The 14,930-nt window shown below is 60.6% G+C and carries 16 protein-coding genes and 2 tRNA genes; 7 read left to right on the forward strand and 11 right to left on the reverse strand.

Features of this window, described 5'->3' with window-relative positions; genetic code table 11:
• Positions 1 to 118: 118 nt before the first annotated feature.
• The 5 genes from virB11 to FZ025_RS00530 all read right to left on the reverse strand — a co-directional run bounded on the left by virB11 (position 119) and on the right by FZ025_RS00530 (position 4,571).
• Positions 119 to 1,162, reverse strand: coding sequence for a P-type DNA transfer ATPase VirB11 (virB11, locus tag FZ025_RS00510; RefSeq protein ID WP_104559026.1), 1,044 nt, complete (start codon positions 1,160 to 1,162; stop codon positions 119 to 121).
• An 18-nt stretch (positions 1,163 to 1,180) separates the two neighbouring features.
• Positions 1,181 to 2,353, reverse strand: coding sequence for a TrbI/VirB10 family protein (locus FZ025_RS00515; RefSeq protein ID WP_046981800.1), 1,173 nt, complete (start codon positions 2,351 to 2,353; stop codon positions 1,181 to 1,183).
• Entirely contained in the window at positions 2,350 to 3,111 is a 762-nt protein-coding gene (locus FZ025_RS00520) for a TrbG/VirB9 family P-type conjugative transfer protein (protein WP_046981801.1), read from the reverse strand. Before FZ025_RS00520 ends, FZ025_RS00515 begins: the two co-directional genes overlap by 4 nt.
• Complete coding sequence (locus FZ025_RS00525; protein WP_046981802.1) at positions 3,108 to 4,079, reverse strand: VirB8 family type IV secretion system protein; 972 nt, start codon at positions 4,077 to 4,079, stop codon at positions 3,108 to 3,110. Before FZ025_RS00525 ends, FZ025_RS00520 begins: the two co-directional genes overlap by 4 nt.
• A 63-nt stretch (positions 4,080 to 4,142) precedes the next feature.
• On the reverse strand, positions 4,143 to 4,571 hold the full coding sequence (locus FZ025_RS00530; protein WP_046981803.1) for a hypothetical protein: 429 nt from the start codon (positions 4,569 to 4,571) through the stop codon (positions 4,143 to 4,145).
• On the opposite strand from FZ025_RS00530, the gene FZ025_RS21810 reads away from it, so the two are divergent.
• A complete protein-coding gene (locus FZ025_RS21810) occupies positions 4,474 to 4,812 on the forward strand; it encodes a hypothetical protein (RefSeq protein WP_167523855.1) in 339 nt (112 codons plus the stop codon). The two genes, FZ025_RS00530 and FZ025_RS21810, sit on opposite strands and share 98 nt — an antisense overlap.
• 184 nt (positions 4,813 to 4,996) lie before the next feature.
• Here the strand turns inward: FZ025_RS21810 and FZ025_RS00540 are convergent, their stop codons facing one another.
• The 4 genes from FZ025_RS00540 to uvrB all read right to left on the reverse strand — a co-directional run bounded on the left by FZ025_RS00540 (position 4,997) and on the right by uvrB (position 9,721).
• Positions 4,997 to 6,670 carry a type IV secretory system conjugative DNA transfer family protein gene (locus FZ025_RS00540; RefSeq protein WP_046981805.1) on the reverse strand — a complete coding sequence of 558 codons (1,674 nt, stop codon included), beginning with the start codon at positions 6,668 to 6,670 and terminating at the stop codon, positions 4,997 to 4,999.
• Positions 6,671 to 6,704: 34 nt separating this feature from the next.
• Positions 6,705 to 6,872: a hypothetical protein gene (locus FZ025_RS00545; RefSeq protein ID WP_208803713.1), complete on the reverse strand. Its 168-nt coding sequence runs from the start codon at positions 6,870 to 6,872 to the stop codon at positions 6,705 to 6,707.
• A gap of 639 nt (positions 6,873 to 7,511) precedes the next feature.
• A tRNA-Val gene (locus tag FZ025_RS00555) sits at positions 7,512 to 7,586 on the reverse strand.
• Positions 7,587 to 7,699: 113 nt separating this feature from the next.
• Positions 7,700 to 9,721, reverse strand: a complete 2,022-nt coding sequence (gene uvrB / locus FZ025_RS00560) for an excinuclease ABC subunit UvrB (RefSeq protein WP_104559024.1) — start codon at positions 9,719 to 9,721, stop codon at positions 7,700 to 7,702.
• A gap of 219 nt (positions 9,722 to 9,940) precedes the next feature.
• Between uvrB and FZ025_RS00565 the strand changes: the two genes are divergently transcribed.
• Both FZ025_RS00565 and FZ025_RS00570 read left to right on the forward strand, forming a co-directional pair.
• Positions 9,941 to 10,441 (forward strand): GspH/FimT family pseudopilin, encoded by a 501-nt coding sequence (locus FZ025_RS00565; RefSeq protein ID WP_053057425.1) that lies wholly within the window; start codon positions 9,941 to 9,943, stop codon positions 10,439 to 10,441.
• 67 nt (positions 10,442 to 10,508) lie between these two features.
• A tRNA-Asn gene (locus FZ025_RS00570) sits at positions 10,509 to 10,585 on the forward strand.
• 83 nt (positions 10,586 to 10,668) lie between these two features.
• Here the strand turns inward: FZ025_RS00570 and FZ025_RS00575 are convergent.
• Positions 10,669 to 10,956 (reverse strand): helix-turn-helix domain-containing protein, encoded by a 288-nt coding sequence (locus FZ025_RS00575; RefSeq protein WP_046981917.1) that lies wholly within the window; start codon positions 10,954 to 10,956, stop codon positions 10,669 to 10,671.
• A gap of 93 nt (positions 10,957 to 11,049) precedes the next feature.
• Here FZ025_RS00575 and FZ025_RS00580 point away from each other — a divergent pair, with 93 nt between their 5' ends.
• On the forward strand, positions 11,050 to 11,559 hold the full coding sequence (locus tag FZ025_RS00580) for a hypothetical protein (protein ID WP_046981916.1): 510 nt from the start codon (positions 11,050 to 11,052) through the stop codon (positions 11,557 to 11,559).
• A gap of 87 nt (positions 11,560 to 11,646) precedes the next feature.
• Here the strand turns inward: FZ025_RS00580 and FZ025_RS00585 are convergent, their stop codons facing one another.
• On the reverse strand, positions 11,647 to 12,162 hold the full coding sequence (locus tag FZ025_RS00585) for a hypothetical protein (RefSeq protein ID WP_046981915.1): 516 nt from the start codon (positions 12,160 to 12,162) through the stop codon (positions 11,647 to 11,649).
• Between the two features lie 148 nt (positions 12,163 to 12,310).
• Here FZ025_RS00585 and FZ025_RS00590 point away from each other — a divergent pair, with 148 nt between their 5' ends.
• Genes FZ025_RS00590 through FZ025_RS00600 form a run of 3 tightly spaced genes read left to right on the forward strand, consistent with a single transcriptional unit; the run spans position 12,311 to position 14,928 of the window.
• On the forward strand, positions 12,311 to 12,583 hold the full coding sequence (locus FZ025_RS00590; protein WP_104559027.1) for a type II toxin-antitoxin system HigB family toxin: 273 nt from the start codon (positions 12,311 to 12,313) through the stop codon (positions 12,581 to 12,583).
• The gene (locus FZ025_RS00595) at positions 12,570 to 13,799 is read left to right on the forward strand and encodes an ImmA/IrrE family metallo-endopeptidase (protein ID WP_046981914.1); all 1,230 of its coding nucleotides are present in this window, start codon (positions 12,570 to 12,572) and stop codon (positions 13,797 to 13,799) included. Before FZ025_RS00590 ends, FZ025_RS00595 begins: the two co-directional genes overlap by 14 nt.
• A gap of 1 nt (position 13,800) precedes the next feature.
• Positions 13,801 to 14,928: a beta family protein gene (locus tag FZ025_RS00600; RefSeq protein WP_046981913.1), complete on the forward strand. Its 1,128-nt coding sequence runs from the start codon at positions 13,801 to 13,803 to the stop codon at positions 14,926 to 14,928.
• Positions 14,929 to 14,930: the final 2 nt, after the last annotated feature.

Consider the following 14,930-nt stretch of genomic DNA (forward strand, 5'->3'; position numbering starts at 1 on the left):
TGTCCATCGACCCGGCCGGCTGATACCGGGCGAGTCGCAGATGACGCAAATCAATCGTGTCTGAAGGGAAAATCAAAGTCAATCCGATGAAGTATGGAGAGCACTTCGATGAACATATTCACTTACCCCCATGAAGCGTTCGCTCCGGATCGAAATCGATGCCGGTGATATAGCGACGGCCGGCATGCGATTTGATATGCACCACGATGTCGATGGTCATCATCAACAAGCGCTTGATGACCGAGAACTCAAGCCCCGACCCTTCGGACGAAGCCTTCACCATCAATGCCAGCTGATCCCAGGTCTGGCCGATGCTGCCCGCGTGGCAGCTGGTGATGGAACCAGGGTGGCCCGAGGCACAATTTCGGATGAAATAAAACGATTCGTCGCCGCGCAACTCCGCCAGGATGATGCGATCGGGCTTCATGCGCAGGCAAGCCTCCATGCAGCTCTTGGCCGTCACGGTGCTCGTGCTTTGTCCGCCTTTCGAATAGAGCAAATGCACGGAATTGGGTTGGCTGATGAAAAGCTCGCGGGCGTCCTCGATGGTGACCAGGCGTTCTTCGTTGGGAATATGGTTCACCAACGACTTCATGAAGGTGGTCTTGCCGCTGCCGGTGGCCCCGGCGACGACGACGTTCTTCTTGAACAGCACCGCTTTCTTGAAGAACTCGGCGTAGTTCCGCTCGCGCCGCAGTTCAAGCAGTTCGCGATCCTGCTCGCTGACGCCTGCTTGCTGCTCGAGGATCTCCTCGAAGAATCCGTCTTCCTTGTACTGCTCCAGCGTCTTGGTGTGCTTGGACGGCAAGCGGATCGTGATCGACACCTTGCCCGCATCGCAAGCAGGCGGAATCACGAACTGCGCGCGCTGCCCGGTGGGGAAGGTCAGCGACACCACCGGATCGGTATCGGTGATGCGCTGACCGGTGTTGCTTTCGTTGACCACCGCGGTGCAGAACTGGCGGGCGCGGTCGAACGTCAGCGACGGAATATCCAGCTTCTGCCAGCCGTGCAGCGTCTCCAGGTACAGCTCACCGGGACGATTGATGCAGATTTCCGTCACGTCCGGCGAATTCAGATAATCCAGAATGCCCAGCACCGAATACTGGTAATCCAGGAAATCCGTGGAAATCTGCGCGGTCGGAGAGTCGTCGAGGGTCACGATGCTGTCTCTACGCGATCAACGCGGCAACACGGCGGTGAAATCGACATCTTTGGCCACATACACGTTGACCACGGTGCCTTGGTTGATGGTCACGGTGGCGGGACGACGGCGGTCCAGCGCCTGGTCCGCCAATCGCTGAACCGACTGCGCCGTATTGCTTTCGAACGGCTGCTCGGTCACCACGCCAGAGTTGAGGCCGACCGTGGTCGTCGAAGGACCATTCTTGGCGGCGGCCCATTTGAACGCATCGCTGAGCATGCTGATCATCAACGCGGAGGAGATCCGGCTCGCCCAATGGGCACTGTACTGACCCGGGTGGCCTGCGCTGCCCAGGTTGTCGATGCCCGGACCCATCAGCGTCACATCGATACCGGTCGGCGTGGTGATGCGGTCCCACACGACCTGCATCCGCGGGCCGGTTGGCTCCATCGCACCGTACTGACCGAGAATCTTGGATCCCTTCGGCAACAGCAAGCGTCGGCCGTTGATCGAATAGACGGGCTCGGTGATGATGCATGAAGTGAAGCCCGGGAAATCGGTAATGATCCGCGTCTCCAGCACGCAACGGATATAGGTACCGCGTACCAGCAAGCCGTCCGGATTGGCGATGGGCTTGGCCGAGGTCTGCTGCTCCTCCTGCTGCGCTGGACTGCCTGGCTGCAACCCCGGCAATCCCTGCTGTCCGCCGCCAGCCTGATCCTGCATCCCGGCCATGCGCCGCTCCAGCAGCGAGGGACCGCGCTCCTGCCGCAAAGACTGGGAGTCCGAAACGCCGTTGTCGGTCGGCATCGGCGGTAACGGCGGCAGGCTCGGCTGTTCCGCCAGCTGCACCGGCTCCGCCGGCTGCGGCGGTGGAGGCGCAGTGGTTTGTGGCAATGCGGGCGCCACGACCGCTTCCTGTCGTGGCTTCGGCTTCGGTTCGCTGGAATCCCTGCTCCCCACCACCCAGAAGATGACCAGGATCAGCAGCAAGGCGATGCCGCCGAGGAAGATCAACGCCTTCCGATTGAGCTTCTGCACATCACTGGAACGCAGCACCGGCTCGTTGGCATCCAGATCCGGCTCCCCGGCCTGGTGCTGGCGGGCGAAGTACGGGTTTTCCTTGCCCGCGTCGCCTGCTTGCGCAGAATGCGGCTGCCCCTGATCGTGGCCGTTATTTTCGTCAGACGGAGGTATGTTCGAGTTCACTTTTGCTTATTCCTACGCAAGCCGACAACATTCTTGCCGTGGCGGACAACCAGGAAAGGATAGGTCCCGTGGACAATCAGGGTATTGCCCTCGACTGTGGTATTGACCAGAAAATCCTCGTCATTTTCCTTCTCGCGACCGAACACGGCCGGGAAATTGCCCGTTGGAAAGCGCGTCAGGTCCATTTTGATGTAAGTGAACTTGCCATCGTCGTAAACGCTGCTCGGCACGATCCAGGTCTGCTTGGAGCGCGTCGAATAGTCATAGTCGAAATAATAGTGGCGATCCTTGGACAGGCGGGTATCGAGTTGCGACTCGTCCTTCACCGCATCGCTGGCTGCAGCGAAGCTGGTGTCCTTCGGGTAGGTGAACGTCACCTTGTACTGCACACCCGCCTGCTTGGCCTGTTCCAGCCGTTGCCAGTCGGTGGCGACCACCTTCAATTCCAGGATATAGGAATGGGTGGCCGTGCGAATCATCATGTTGGTGTCGACGTCGACGTTCTTCGGCTTCAGGTAGAAGACGTTCTCGCGCCGGCTCAGTTCCCAGCCACTGGTGAAACCGGTGCTGTAATCGAGGATCTTCTCGTTCGGACTGAGTTCGACCTGCGTGGTGATCCCCAGCCCGGTCCGCACCTGGTAGACCTTGTCGGGCTCGTACTCGTACTGCTGGACCACCTGCGCCGACGCCAATGGCGTAACCAAGGCCAATGCCAGCGTCGCGACATGCGCCGAACCGGTTTTCGTCATGAAACTCATCGAACGTTCGCTCCATTGCCATTGTTCTGAGGGGCAGCGTTTGGCGCGGGGGGTGCGGTGGCAGGCTGCATCCCCGGGTACACAGGTGCATTGACCGGAGCCGCCGCAGGTACCTGCTGGACTGGCATTGCCCCATTCGCCCCAGGCGCTATCGGCTGCGCTGCCGGCAATTGTCCGGCGGCCGGCTGGCTGGACGCGGCAGCCGGCGCCTGGATGGCTTGAGGCGGCGGCGCAGGAATCGCAGCGTAATCATTGTCGACGCGATAATCGGTCACCTGGAAACCTAGCGGATTCTCTACGCGAAGATCTTCTTTCATCACCAGATCACTGTTGTAACGAAAACCCATGATCGCGAATTTATTGTCCAGCAATGTCGTCTGCCCAGTCTTCTTGTCGTAGATACTGCGCTGAAAGCGGACGTTCGCCCCGGTATAAGGCTGGGCGCCACCACCAAGCAAGGTAATACTCAATATATTCACGCGAATGGACCGGACCTTGCCATAGGTAAAGTAGGGCGCCGAAGGATTGTTGGGCGCATGCAGTGCCCTGTACTCGTTGCCCACGGCCGAGTCCGACGACGCCATCGAGAACACCGTGTTCCAGTCGTTGAGGCCCATCATCTCGTAATCGTAGGACTCACGGGCAGTAATGAAACGGGCCACGTTGCTTCTGGCCAACGCCTCGCTCGCGGTGATGCTGCGTACATCGCCGGGATTGCGCAACACCGATACCGTCGATGTCCCGGTGTAGGCGTCGGCCATCACGATGTATGGAACTTTCTCCTTCAGCGGCAGCATGTAGTAATAGCCGCCGCCCAGCAGCAGGCACATGACGATCGCGCCGAACGCGACCCACCACGCACGGCGCTCGCTGCGCCGCGCCAGATCAGCGATGCTGATTTCGTAGTTGACAGCCTTTGCAACCGCTTTGTTGACGCTTTCGCTCTCAACTGGTTTTTTACCGAACATCAGACTTCACCAGGTTACGTGATGTGGCTGCGGAGGCACACGGATGACCCTCCGAAAGTAAAGTCACTTCGCGCTGCCATTACCGGCCGGCGACGCGCCCCCGCTCAGCGAAGAAGACGGCTGCACGAGAATGCGGTTGCCTGCGGCGGAGACGGCGACCCCCTCCTGCGCATAGACCACGCTGAGTTCGGCGACGGCCTGCTGGATGCTCGTGGTGTTGATCTTGGCCACCGGCGCGTAGAGCGTGTAGTCGGACTGGATGCTGTAGCTCAGCTGCATGTTCGCGTCCTTGGCCCAGCGCTCGAGCATCGTCTTCAAGGTGCCGTCCATCGGCGCGGCCTGGTAGACGTACGAGGAGTACAGCGGAATCTCCATCGTCGACTCGGAGAACCGGTTGACCGGCTTCCACCTGCCGCGGAAGTCGGGCGCCGGCCTGGTGGCGCAGGCGCTCAGCAGCGCAACGGCGCTCAGAGTGGCGATCAGCCGAAACATATGCGTTCTTTTCACGCGAGCCTCTAAATTGCGGAAACATTTATTGATGGACGGCCGGCACGCGGCCGACGGCCTGAGGACTGCAGGTTTCGATACGGAAAGGCGAGTCGCGCTGCGCAGCGGCCGCCAGCAGCTGAAGGACGAAGTCCTCGGCGCTGCGAAAGCCAGGCGCAGGCGTCCGCCCCCGCAGACGAACAACGTCCAGGGACAGGCCTTCAGCGCCGAGAAAAACGGAATTTGACAGAAAACTTTCCATGTCACCCTCGCGTGTGTCCTGAGAACCCACGCCACTGTTCCTATTGCCAATTGCCCTGCACCAGCATCGCGAGAATGTGCCGCAGGGCCATGCTCACGTCAAGCATTTGGCGAAAAAGCGTTCAATCCAGCCAGATTGCCAGTAATTTTGCAAACTCCATCACGCAAGATCACAACGCAAGCGTCGGAATATCGACCTTCGGCTTCAGCCTTGCGGTGAAGCGCCGGTCCTTGTAGTACTTGATCTTGTCGCACTTCACCGGATGCGGGATGCCCTCGTACAGGAACACCTCGTGATCGTTCCCCATCGCCTTCAGTTCCTGTGGCAGCATCAGCGCCCTCCTCTCTTCCGACACGCTGCGGGTCACGTCCTTGCCGCGTGTGACGTTCTGCTTGCGGAAGGTGGTGTAGCCGAGCATTTCCGAGTAGTCGTTGGCGTCCTGCTGCTCGCGCGGAGCGTAGAGGATCTGCAGTGCATGGTTGGTGATGATGGTCCGCGACACGTCCTTGCCATAGGTCGCATCCAACTGCGCCATGCTCTGGATGATCGGCAGCAGGCGGACATTGTAGCCAGCCATGTACGACACCGCCGAGGCGATGATATCGACCTTGCCGATCGCGGTGAACTCGTCCATCAGCAGCAGGCACTGGTACTTCAACGCCGGGTTGCTCTTGGGCAGCTCCTTGGTGTTGAGATTGATGATCTGGCTGAAGAACAGGTTGATGATCAGGCGGCTCTCGGCCAGCTTGTTGGGCTGGATGCCGATGTAGATGGTCATCTTCTTCTTGCGCAGGTCGGTCAGCAGGAAATCGTTGTCGCTGGTGGCCGCATCGAGCACCGGATTGATCCAGGCGTTGAGCGGTTCCTTCAACGTGCCCAGGATCGAGGCGAAGGTCTCCTCGGCCTGCGACAGCAGGTTGGAGAACGCCGACTTGGCGTTGCTGCTGAGGAAACGTCGTTCCGACAGCGACTTCAGGTACTTCTTCAGGTCGCTGCCGTCGCCCGAGGACAGCCGGTAGATCGCCCCCAGCGTCGGGGTGCCCAGCCCGCCCGGGAAGCCGATGTTGCGCTCGTCGTCCCAGTTCTCGAACAGGTACAGCGCGAACGCCATGAACGCGTTGCGCGCCTGGCTGACCCAGAATTTCTGGTCGTCCGATCCGTCCGGGTACAGCATCGCGGCGATGCTCATCAGGTCGGAGACGCGGAACGCCGGGTCGTCGGAGACGTAGCTGAGCGGATTCCAGCGATGCGTGCGCCGGTCTTCGGCGAACGGGTTGAACAGGAACACCTCCTGTCCCTGGCTGGCGCGCCAGCCGCTGGTGAGATCGAAGTTTTCCTGCTTGATGTCCAGGACCACCACCGATTCCTGGTACTCGAGCAGGTTCGGGATCACCACGCCGACACCCTTGCCCGAGCGGGTCGGCGCGGCCAGGATGACGAACTGCTGCCCGCTCAGGCGCACCAGCTTGCCGCGGAACTTACCGACCACGATGCCGTTGCCGCTCTGCTTGAACAGGCCATGCTTGGCCAGGTCGGCAGCACCGGCGAAACGGGCGTCGCCGTGCAAGGCCTGCTTGCGCGGCTTGAACATCAACACCAGCGTCAGCAGGCACAGCAACCCGGGCAAGCCGAAGCCCAGGTAGCCGGCCCACTTGATCTTGCCGACGTAGGGCGCGACCTGCGGCAAGCCGATGGCATGCACGTAGTCGTAATAGGTGCCCAGCCCGAACAGGCGCGTGTCCAGCTTCAGCAGCAGCAACACCATGTAGCCGGACAGGAAATAGCCGACAACGGCAGTGAGTGCGACGACGACCACAGCCGCAACGATCTTACGATTCGACAAGCCCCAATCCTCCCTGATGCCCTTGGTGGCTATTCTAGCTTCGGCGCCGGGTGCTCGGCTTGCTCTTCGACGGCTTTTTTTCGACGCTGACGCCGCCGCCGTCCTGCTCGACCAGGGTGTCCATCCAGACCCGCGCCTCGTCCCAGGACAGGTCGTGCGAATCCAGGCACGCGCCGCCCTCGGTGGTGACGGTATAGCCCACCACGTTGGCGGGGCTGTACTGCAGCTCAGCGCCCCTTGTTGGCGCTGTTGCGTGGTGGGCGGTCTAGGTCCGCTACAGGCCAGCCAATAGCCCATGCACCGAAACTATCGAGAGTCGCGAGTGGCGAGATAGGCCGCAACCGCATGGGCTCAAGCGTCGGAGCGTGAAAGATCACGAGGAACGCGATCGCAGGGAGGTAAAGCCGTGCAGCGAGTGCCAGCAGCGCGATTTTGATTACGGTCAGAACCAGGGCTGCATCGCAGCCTACCTTGACCGCAAAAGCCGCCAAGCCAGTCACCAAGGCTGTGACAAGCAGAACGGCACCAAACCACCGAAGTGCGCTCCACCCCTCCGGCCACAACCTCTCTATCAAGAGCGGCACGCCCTCAAGCTCAACCTGATGAGACTGCCTGGAGTCAGATCGTTGGTCGTTCTTGCCGCTCATTGCCGTTATGGATAACAGCCGAGAGCGGGGAGCGTCAACCATAAAAAAACGCTCTGAACAATCGAGATACTTGGGCCGCATTTGGGCCATTGAACTCAGAAAACCACTCCCGACCTACCTGTTCACAGCCATTCAATGCTGCTTGTAGTTTTCAGAGAATTACTTGGCTTTCAATGAGTTCCACCTCATAGAGGTGGTGGGCGGTACAGGGTTCGAACCTGTGACCCCTACCATGTCAAGGTAGTGCTCTACCGCTGAGCTAACCGCCCATCGCTGCTGCGGCCATACCGCTGCAGGGGCGCGAATCTTAGCCCACCTTGCGCTCAAGAACAATAGCCGCGGGCACGAGCCGCGAGCACCAAGTAAGTCCGCAGTCTCGCGCCTAGCTGACCAGGCTGGCGTCGCGCAGTTTCTTGATCTGGTCGCGCACCCGCGCCGCGTCCTCGAACTCCAGGTCGCGTGCGTGCTGGTACATCTTCTGTTCCAGCGCCTTGAGCCGGGACGCGACCTCGGACGGCTCCAGCATGCGGTAGTCGGCCGGCTCCTCGGCAACCCGGCGCCCCTTGCCCTTGCCCGACTTGGTCTGGACCGCGCCATCGGTGCGCGCGCCCTCCAGGATGTCGACGATCGGCCGCGCCACCGACTTCGGGGTGATGCCGTGCTCGAGGTTGTACTCCACCTGTTTTTCGCGGCGGCGTCCGGTCTCGTCGATCGCCGCCTGCATCGAACGGGTCATCCGGTCCGCGTACAGGATCGCCTTGCCGCGCAGGTTGCGCGCGGCGCGGCCGATGGTCTGGATCAGCGAACCGGTGGAACGCAGGAAGCCCTCCTTGTCCGCATCCAGGATCGCCACCAGCGACACCTCGGGCATGTCCAGGCCCTCGCGCAGCAGGTTGATGCCGACCAGCACGTCGAACTTGCCCAGGCGCAGGTCGCGGATGATCTCCACGCGCTCGACCGTGTCGATGTCCGAGTGCAGGTAGCGCACCTTGACCCCGTGTTCGCTCAGGTATTCGGTGAGGTTCTCGGACATGCGCTTGGTCAGCGTGGTGACCAGCACGCGATCGCCCAGCGCCACGCGCAGCCCGATCTCCGACAGCAGGTCGTCGACCTGGGTGCCGACCGGGCGGATTTCCACCTCCGGATCGATCAGCCCGGTCGGGCGCACCACCAGCTCGGTGATCTCCCCGGCCGACTCGCGCAGTTCGTACGGACCGGGCGTGGCCGACACGTAGATGCTGCGCGGCGAACGCGCCTCCCATTCCTCGAAGCGCAGCGGCCGGTTGTCCAGCGCCGACGGCAGGCGGAAACCGAACTCCACCAGCGTCTCCTTGCGCGAGCGGTCGCCCTTGTACATCGCACCGATCTGCGGGACGGTGACGTGCGACTCGTCGACGACCAGCAGCGCATCGGCCGGCAGGTAGTCGAACAGGGTCGGCGGCGGCTCGCCCGGCGCCTTGCCGGTGAGGTGCCGGGAGTAGTTCTCGATGCCGTTGCAGTAGCCGACCTCGGCCATCATCTCCAGGTCGAACTGGGTGCGCTGCGCCAGCCGCTGCGCCTCGACCAGCTTGTTCTGCGCGTACAGCTGCTCCAGCCGCTGCTTCAGCTCGATCTTGATCGTGTCCACGGCGCTGAGCGTGCGCTCGCGGGTGGTGGCGTAGTGGGTCTTCGGATAGACCGTGTAGCGCTGCAGCTTGCGCAGGGTCTCGCCGGTCAGCGGGTCGAACAGGGTCAGCTGCTCGACGTCGCCATCGAACAGCTCGATGCGCAGCGCCTCGCTGTCCGACTCGGCGGGAAACACGTCGATGACCTCGCCGCGCACGCGGAACGTGCCGCGGTGCAGTTCGTATTCGTTGCGGGTGTACTGCAGATCGGTCAGGTGCTTGATCAGCTGGCGCTGCTCGATATGCTCGCCGATCGACAGGATCAGGCGCAGCGACAGGTAGTCCTCCGGCGCGCCCAGGCCGTAGATCGCCGACACCGTGGCTACCACCAGCGCATCACGACGCGACAGCAGCGTCTTGGTCGCGGCCAGGCGCATCTGCTCGATGTGCTCGTTGATCGAACTGTCCTTCTCGATGAAGGTGTCCGACGACGGCACGTATGCCTCCGGCTGGTAATAGTCGTAATAGCTGACGAAGTACTCGACCGCGTTGTTCGGGAAGAACGCCTTGAACTCGCCGTACAGCTGCGCCGCCAGGGTCTTGTTCGGCGCCATCACCAGGGTCGGCTTCTGGATCGCCTCGACCACGTTGGCGATGGTGTAGGTCTTGCCCGAACCGGTCACCCCGAGCAGGGTCTGCTTGGCCAGCCCGGCCTCGAAGCCGGCCACCAGCTTCTCGATCGCCTGCGGCTGGTCGCCGGCGGGCGAGTACGGGGATACCAGCTGGAAAGTGTCGCTCATGGGATTCCTGGCGCGGGGCTGTCGGCCAGTATAGCGATCACCCTTACCCGCCTCAGAGTGAAATTCCGACGCGGGCGCACGGCGGCGTCCCATAACCATAAGACGCACGAACCGGAACACTGGCCCCAAGCTTCGCCAGCACAGGACACACCAGTGCCGAATCCACTCTGCCTGACAACCCACTCATGCGCGCAACGCGTCCGTCCGACCGGTTTCACCTTGGTCGAGTCACTCATCACGATGGCCGTGCTGGCAATTCTCGTAGCGGTCGGGCTACCCTCGTTCGGTCGGTTTGTCGCGACTCAGCGTGCCATCGCTACCACCAATCTACTGGTCGGGCACATCGCGGCGACGCGCGCAAGCGCTGTGCACCGGGCACGCGACGTGGTGCTGTGCCCGTCGCAGAACGGCACGACCTGCCTAGCAGCAGGTACGGACTGGAGCGCCGGATGGATCGCATTCGTCGACCCGGACGGCAACCGCACCCCGGGCAGTCCGGCCGACATCCTCCTGGTGGAGGCCCGTCCGGCCGACGGCCCGCTCCGAATCCATTCCACGCCTGGCAGAACCAGCCTGCGCTACCGGGCTGACGGCTACAGCACCGGCACCAACCTCACATTGTCGGTCTGCGTTGCCGACCGGCGGCTCTCGAAAATCGTGGTGAACAACAGCGGCCGGCCCCGCTCCGAGCACAGTCCGGGAGGCGAGTCCTGCGATTAGGCCCACCCAGGAAGTCTGAGCAATGAGACTTGCCGACCAGCGGAACGCCCGCTACAATGCGCGCCTTGCCCGAATAGCTCAGCCGGTTAGAGCACTTGACTGTTAATCAGGGGGTCGTTGGTTCGAGTCCAACTTCGGGCGCCATATGCATCATGTACTTAGGCCGCGCATCATCGCGGCCTTCGTCTTTTGTGGGCTCGTGAAAACACGAAAGCAACACAGAAGCATCACCCCCGCTGCTTCACTCCCCTGCGCGTCTTCGATGACGCCGCGCGACCGCGCTGACTGAGGTACTCGCCCAGCAGCTCCTGAGGCGTCACGCCCAAGGCCTCGGCGAACTCCACCAACTCCACGGCATCGATGCGCCGCTCCCCGCGCTCGCACTTGGACACGAAGGTCTGCGTGTTGCCCAGGCGCTCGGCCAGCTCGATCTGCGTCACGCCCACCCGCTTGCGAGCCGCCTTCAGAACGGCCAGCAGGAGTTGGTAATCGCGGTTGTGGGTCGATTGGGCCATCGCGCGGTGACATAAAGTTCACCGCACGCTAGAGTCCGTGTTGGATTAGTCCAAAATAGACTATTTCAGATCGACAACATCAAGGGGACATACATGAGACTTCTAGCCTTCTTACTCTTCGCCATGCTGACCGGGTGCTCAACCACGGCGGGCAGCGGCACCAACGTCACCCGCAGCGGATTCGACGGCGCGCGGGTCGTGACCATCAACGGTCACGGCAACGCCTGCAGGTCGATGCGCTGCACTGGCCTGGGTGCGCAGTGGACCTCCAAGAACCCGACGGAGTCGGTCCTGATCGTCTATCTCTTCAACGACATCAAGGGCATCACGGGCGCATCGCTCAACATCGACGGGCAGACCTACGACCTCTCGACCATGCAGCCCTTCACCAACTTCAATGAATTCGGCGCAGCGACGCAGGAGTCTCGCAAGGGGTTCCTCGTGCCGCTGGACCTCATCCGCAAGATCACCGCATCGCAGCGGACGTGGCTAAGGGTGCAGACCACCGGGGGATATGTCGAGGACGCCGTCATCGACGGGCAGACCGACAGCAAGGCGTACCACGCGCTCAAGCGCTTTCTGGCCTCAGTGGATCAGGGCTAATCCACAGTCGCGCGATGGCGCATAAGGCAATGAAAAGAAGGGCCACCTTCGCGGTGGCCCATTCCTGTGTGCGGCGGGAGAACAGCATCAGCCATCGGACGGCGCGGACTTGACAACGCGGACGGTGGACAGCACGTCGGCCGACTGCTCCTCGTTCATATCGGAGGGGTGGTGCTTCTGTCGGGGCGGCACCTCGACGCCCTTCTTTCGCATGTCGTTCGCATACCAGCGTACCGACTTGGCCGTCGCGTGTGCGCCATCCACCTGCGCGTTGACCATCGCAGCAATGAGCGCGTGAGGATGGCCCACAGGGTCCATCAGGATCGCGCGTGCGAGCGCGCCGATACCCTTGCCATGGGGCTTCTTCTCGGTCGCCTCGGGCGTCTCGGTGACCTCGGCCCGAGGCTGTGCGCGCTGTTCGGCTGTCTTGGGCTTCTTCGGCTGCCCGAACGAGGCGAGGTCAATGTTCTTGTCGGCCGCGACTTGCTCGATCCGCGCGACGAGCTTGGCCCGGGTCGCGAACGTCTTGGGACCCGCCGGCTTATCGGCGATCCGGTTGTGCAGGGCCAGCAGGTCCTTGGTGGGCATATCGTCCAGCTTCATGGCGTTCTCCTACATGTTGGTGGGCACGTAGGCATTAGGTCGCGATTCCCTTGATCCGGGAGCCTGCCCTCCGGCTAAATCTCCCAAATTGGGATATTGACATCTCACTAGCACTCAGGGATGATCCTCCCAAAATGGGAACATGAACATGCGGCTACTGGGACGAAAACGGCTAGACCGCCTGCGAGGCAGGAGCGAACAGGTCGAAAAATGGGTGCGCAGTTGGGCGACCGAGGTACTCGGTGCTCACTGGAAGCAACCATCGGACGTGCGTGATCAGTTTCCGAATGCTCGCCATCAAGGCGAGGGCGTCTTCATGTTCCCTGTGGGCAACTGCAATTGGGTGATTTGTTTGCTCATCGCCTTTCCCCAAGGCGTTGCCCTCATTACGGATTTGAAGGTCGAAGATGAAAACAATTGAACAACCCAGAGTTATCCGTACGAGGGAACAGTACGACGCGTACCTAGATGAGGTCCAATCGTTGATGGCGCAAGGCCTCTCGTTGAGTACGAGCGAGAGCGACAGGCTCGAACTTCTCACGGTCTTGCTGGAGGCATACGAAAACACGAAATACCCGGTGGAAAGCCCCGACCCGATTGACGCAATTCTGTTTCGGATGCACGAGAAGGGGTTGAAGCAGGCAGACCTTATTCCCTACTTCGGGACGAGCAGTCGAGTATCGGAGGTGCTCCGTCGTAAGCGGCCGCTAACAGTCCAGATGATTCGAGCGCTGTCCATCGGGTTGGGCTTGTCGGCCGACACCTTGATTGGGTTATCGGTCGCCGACGACGCACCGAAGAAGGACGAGGTTGATTGGTCCAAGTTCCCGATCAAGGAGATGGCCAAGCGGGGCTGGTTGGAGAGCTTTGCGACTAATACGAAGGCTGCTGTCGAAGACGTGGTGAGGGGCTTCATATCTGACGCTGGGCTGCACTTCGGCACGGCATCTTTTAAACGAACGATTGCGGGAGAGGCGCAGTCGCCTACCACGCAGTACGCACTTTACGCTTGGTTAGCCCGTGTTATTCAAACGTCCAGGGATAAGAAGTCCAAGCTCGGTCGATTTGACCAGGGCACACTGAATGCCGGTTTTTTGAAGGAGTTGGCGCAACTCAGCTGGTCCGAGCGCGGACCACTACTCGCGATCGAGTACCTCGAGAAGCATGGAATTGCCGTGGTCATCGAGCCACATCTGAAGGGCACGCTGCTGGATGGAGCGGCACTGAAGGATGCTGATGGCACACCTATCGTTGGGCTAACGCTCCGACACGATCGCTTGGACAATTTCTGGTTCACCCTTCTCCACGAAGTCGCGCACCTGTGGAAGCACGTCAGCGATCAAGATGCGTTTCTGGATGATCTGGATGCCTCCTCGGAAGACCGCCGAGAGGCAGAGGCCAATCGTCTAGCACGTGAGGCGTTCATTCCGCGGCTGATCTGGAAGAGAAGCGACGCGTTCATTTCGCCAGGGAAAGAGTCTATTGATCGACTTTCCCGAGAATTGAAGATCCATCCAGCCATCATCGCCGGCAGGCTGCGTAAGGAAACCGGCAACTATCACCTGTTCAGCGATCTTATTGGTCATAACCAGGTAAGAGCGATGTTCCACCAGTCAATTGTCGATAGCGAGGCCTGAGATGACCGCCAACTACGTTCCGATCTACAAAGCGAAGCTTGGTGAATTCCAAGCCCTTGCTAAAGCAAAGAAAGCCCATGATCGCCGGACCTTGCCGCTCTTCGAAGTGTGCAGGATCGGGGAGGGAGTGCGGAAAGCCGCACGATTCAAGAATTGCAGTGCACTGACCTGCGCCTACTTGGATGAAACCGCTCAGCGCATTGCTGAAGTACGCAGCGGGAGGAGTGTCTTGGTGGATGCCTTCCAATGGCACCCGGATTCGCTCACCGAAACTGGCGAACACGTACTCCCGTACATCTACTCTAAGCTCGAATCGATGGACGTAAATGTCGTGCCCGTCGTTGGATACGATCGATGGGATAGCGCCACTTACCGAATTGCAATGCAAGGCGTCGAGGTTTCCGAGGATGGCTATTACTGCATGCGGCTCGACTCGCATGCCCTCGAAGATGCAGAAGACCCGGAGTTCTTTGAGGAACGCGTGCTCGGTATCCTTGATGACTTGAACATTGAGCCGGAACGCTGTGCCGTGCTGCTCGATTTCGGGGATGTAACTTCCCTGTCTATCGAAGATATGACGAATCAGGCGGATCGAGTGATGCAGGTCCTCGCGCCGATGAGATTCAGATTCTTTTCCACCGCAGGATGCTCACTTCCGCCGAGTATCGATAAGGCGGTAAAGAAGCAAGATTCAACGGGAAAGGTCATCCGGAAGGAAATGCTCCTTTGGCAGGCAATGCGTGTTACCTATCCGCATTTGAGGTTGCTTTTCGGTGATTACGGCGTTCGTGGTCCCAATACGGTCGAAGATGTGATTTCTCCACACACGAACGGAAAAATTCGGCACACGATAGGCCAGAGCTACTACATCGTGCGGGGCCACTCTGTGCAACAGCCTGGCAAGGGTGCACAGATGTATAAGCTAGCGAAGACCATCGTGGACTCCGTCCACTACATGGGCGAGGACTTCAGTTGGGGAGACGCGCGGATTCTGGCCTGTAGCCAGGAAGAGTTCAAAGGCAATCCCACGGATTGGATCGCTATTGATACTAGTCACCATATGGCATGGGTGGTTGCAGAAGTTGAAGAGTTCGAGCTGAAGGTGACCGCTTCGGGTGTAAGTGCCTGAGC

The organism is Xanthomonas hyacinthi (genome assembly GCF_009769165.1).
Classification (GTDB): domain Bacteria; phylum Pseudomonadota; class Gammaproteobacteria; order Xanthomonadales; family Xanthomonadaceae; genus Xanthomonas_A; species Xanthomonas_A hyacinthi.

Bases quoted from the DNA above. Each gene is read 5' to 3' on its own strand.
- FZ025_RS00520 (WP_046981801.1), bottom strand. From the start codon at position 3,111: ATGAGTTTCATGACGAAAACCGGTTCGGCGCATGTCGCGACGCTGGCA.
- FZ025_RS00525 (WP_046981802.1), bottom strand. From the start codon at position 4,079: ATGTTCGGTAAAAAACCAGTTGAGAGCGAAAGCGTCAACAAAGCGGTT.
- FZ025_RS00530 (WP_046981803.1), bottom strand. From the start codon at position 4,571: ATGTTTCGGCTGATCGCCACTCTGAGCGCCGTTGCGCTGCTGAGCGCC.
- uvrB (WP_104559024.1), bottom strand. From the start codon at position 9,721: ATGAGCGACACTTTCCAGCTGGTATCCCCGTACTCGCCCGCCGGCGAC.
- FZ025_RS00575 (WP_046981917.1), bottom strand. From the start codon at position 10,956: ATGGCCCAATCGACCCACAACCGCGATTACCAACTCCTGCTGGCCGTT.
- FZ025_RS00580 (WP_046981916.1), top strand. From the start codon at position 11,050: ATGAGACTTCTAGCCTTCTTACTCTTCGCCATGCTGACCGGGTGCTCA.
- FZ025_RS00585 (WP_046981915.1), bottom strand. From the start codon at position 12,162: ATGAAGCTGGACGATATGCCCACCAAGGACCTGCTGGCCCTGCACAAC.
- FZ025_RS00590 (WP_104559027.1), top strand. From the start codon at position 12,311: ATGCGGCTACTGGGACGAAAACGGCTAGACCGCCTGCGAGGCAGGAGC.
- FZ025_RS00595 (WP_046981914.1), top strand. From the start codon at position 12,570: ATGAAAACAATTGAACAACCCAGAGTTATCCGTACGAGGGAACAGTAC.
- FZ025_RS00600 (WP_046981913.1), top strand. From the start codon at position 13,801: ATGACCGCCAACTACGTTCCGATCTACAAAGCGAAGCTTGGTGAATTC.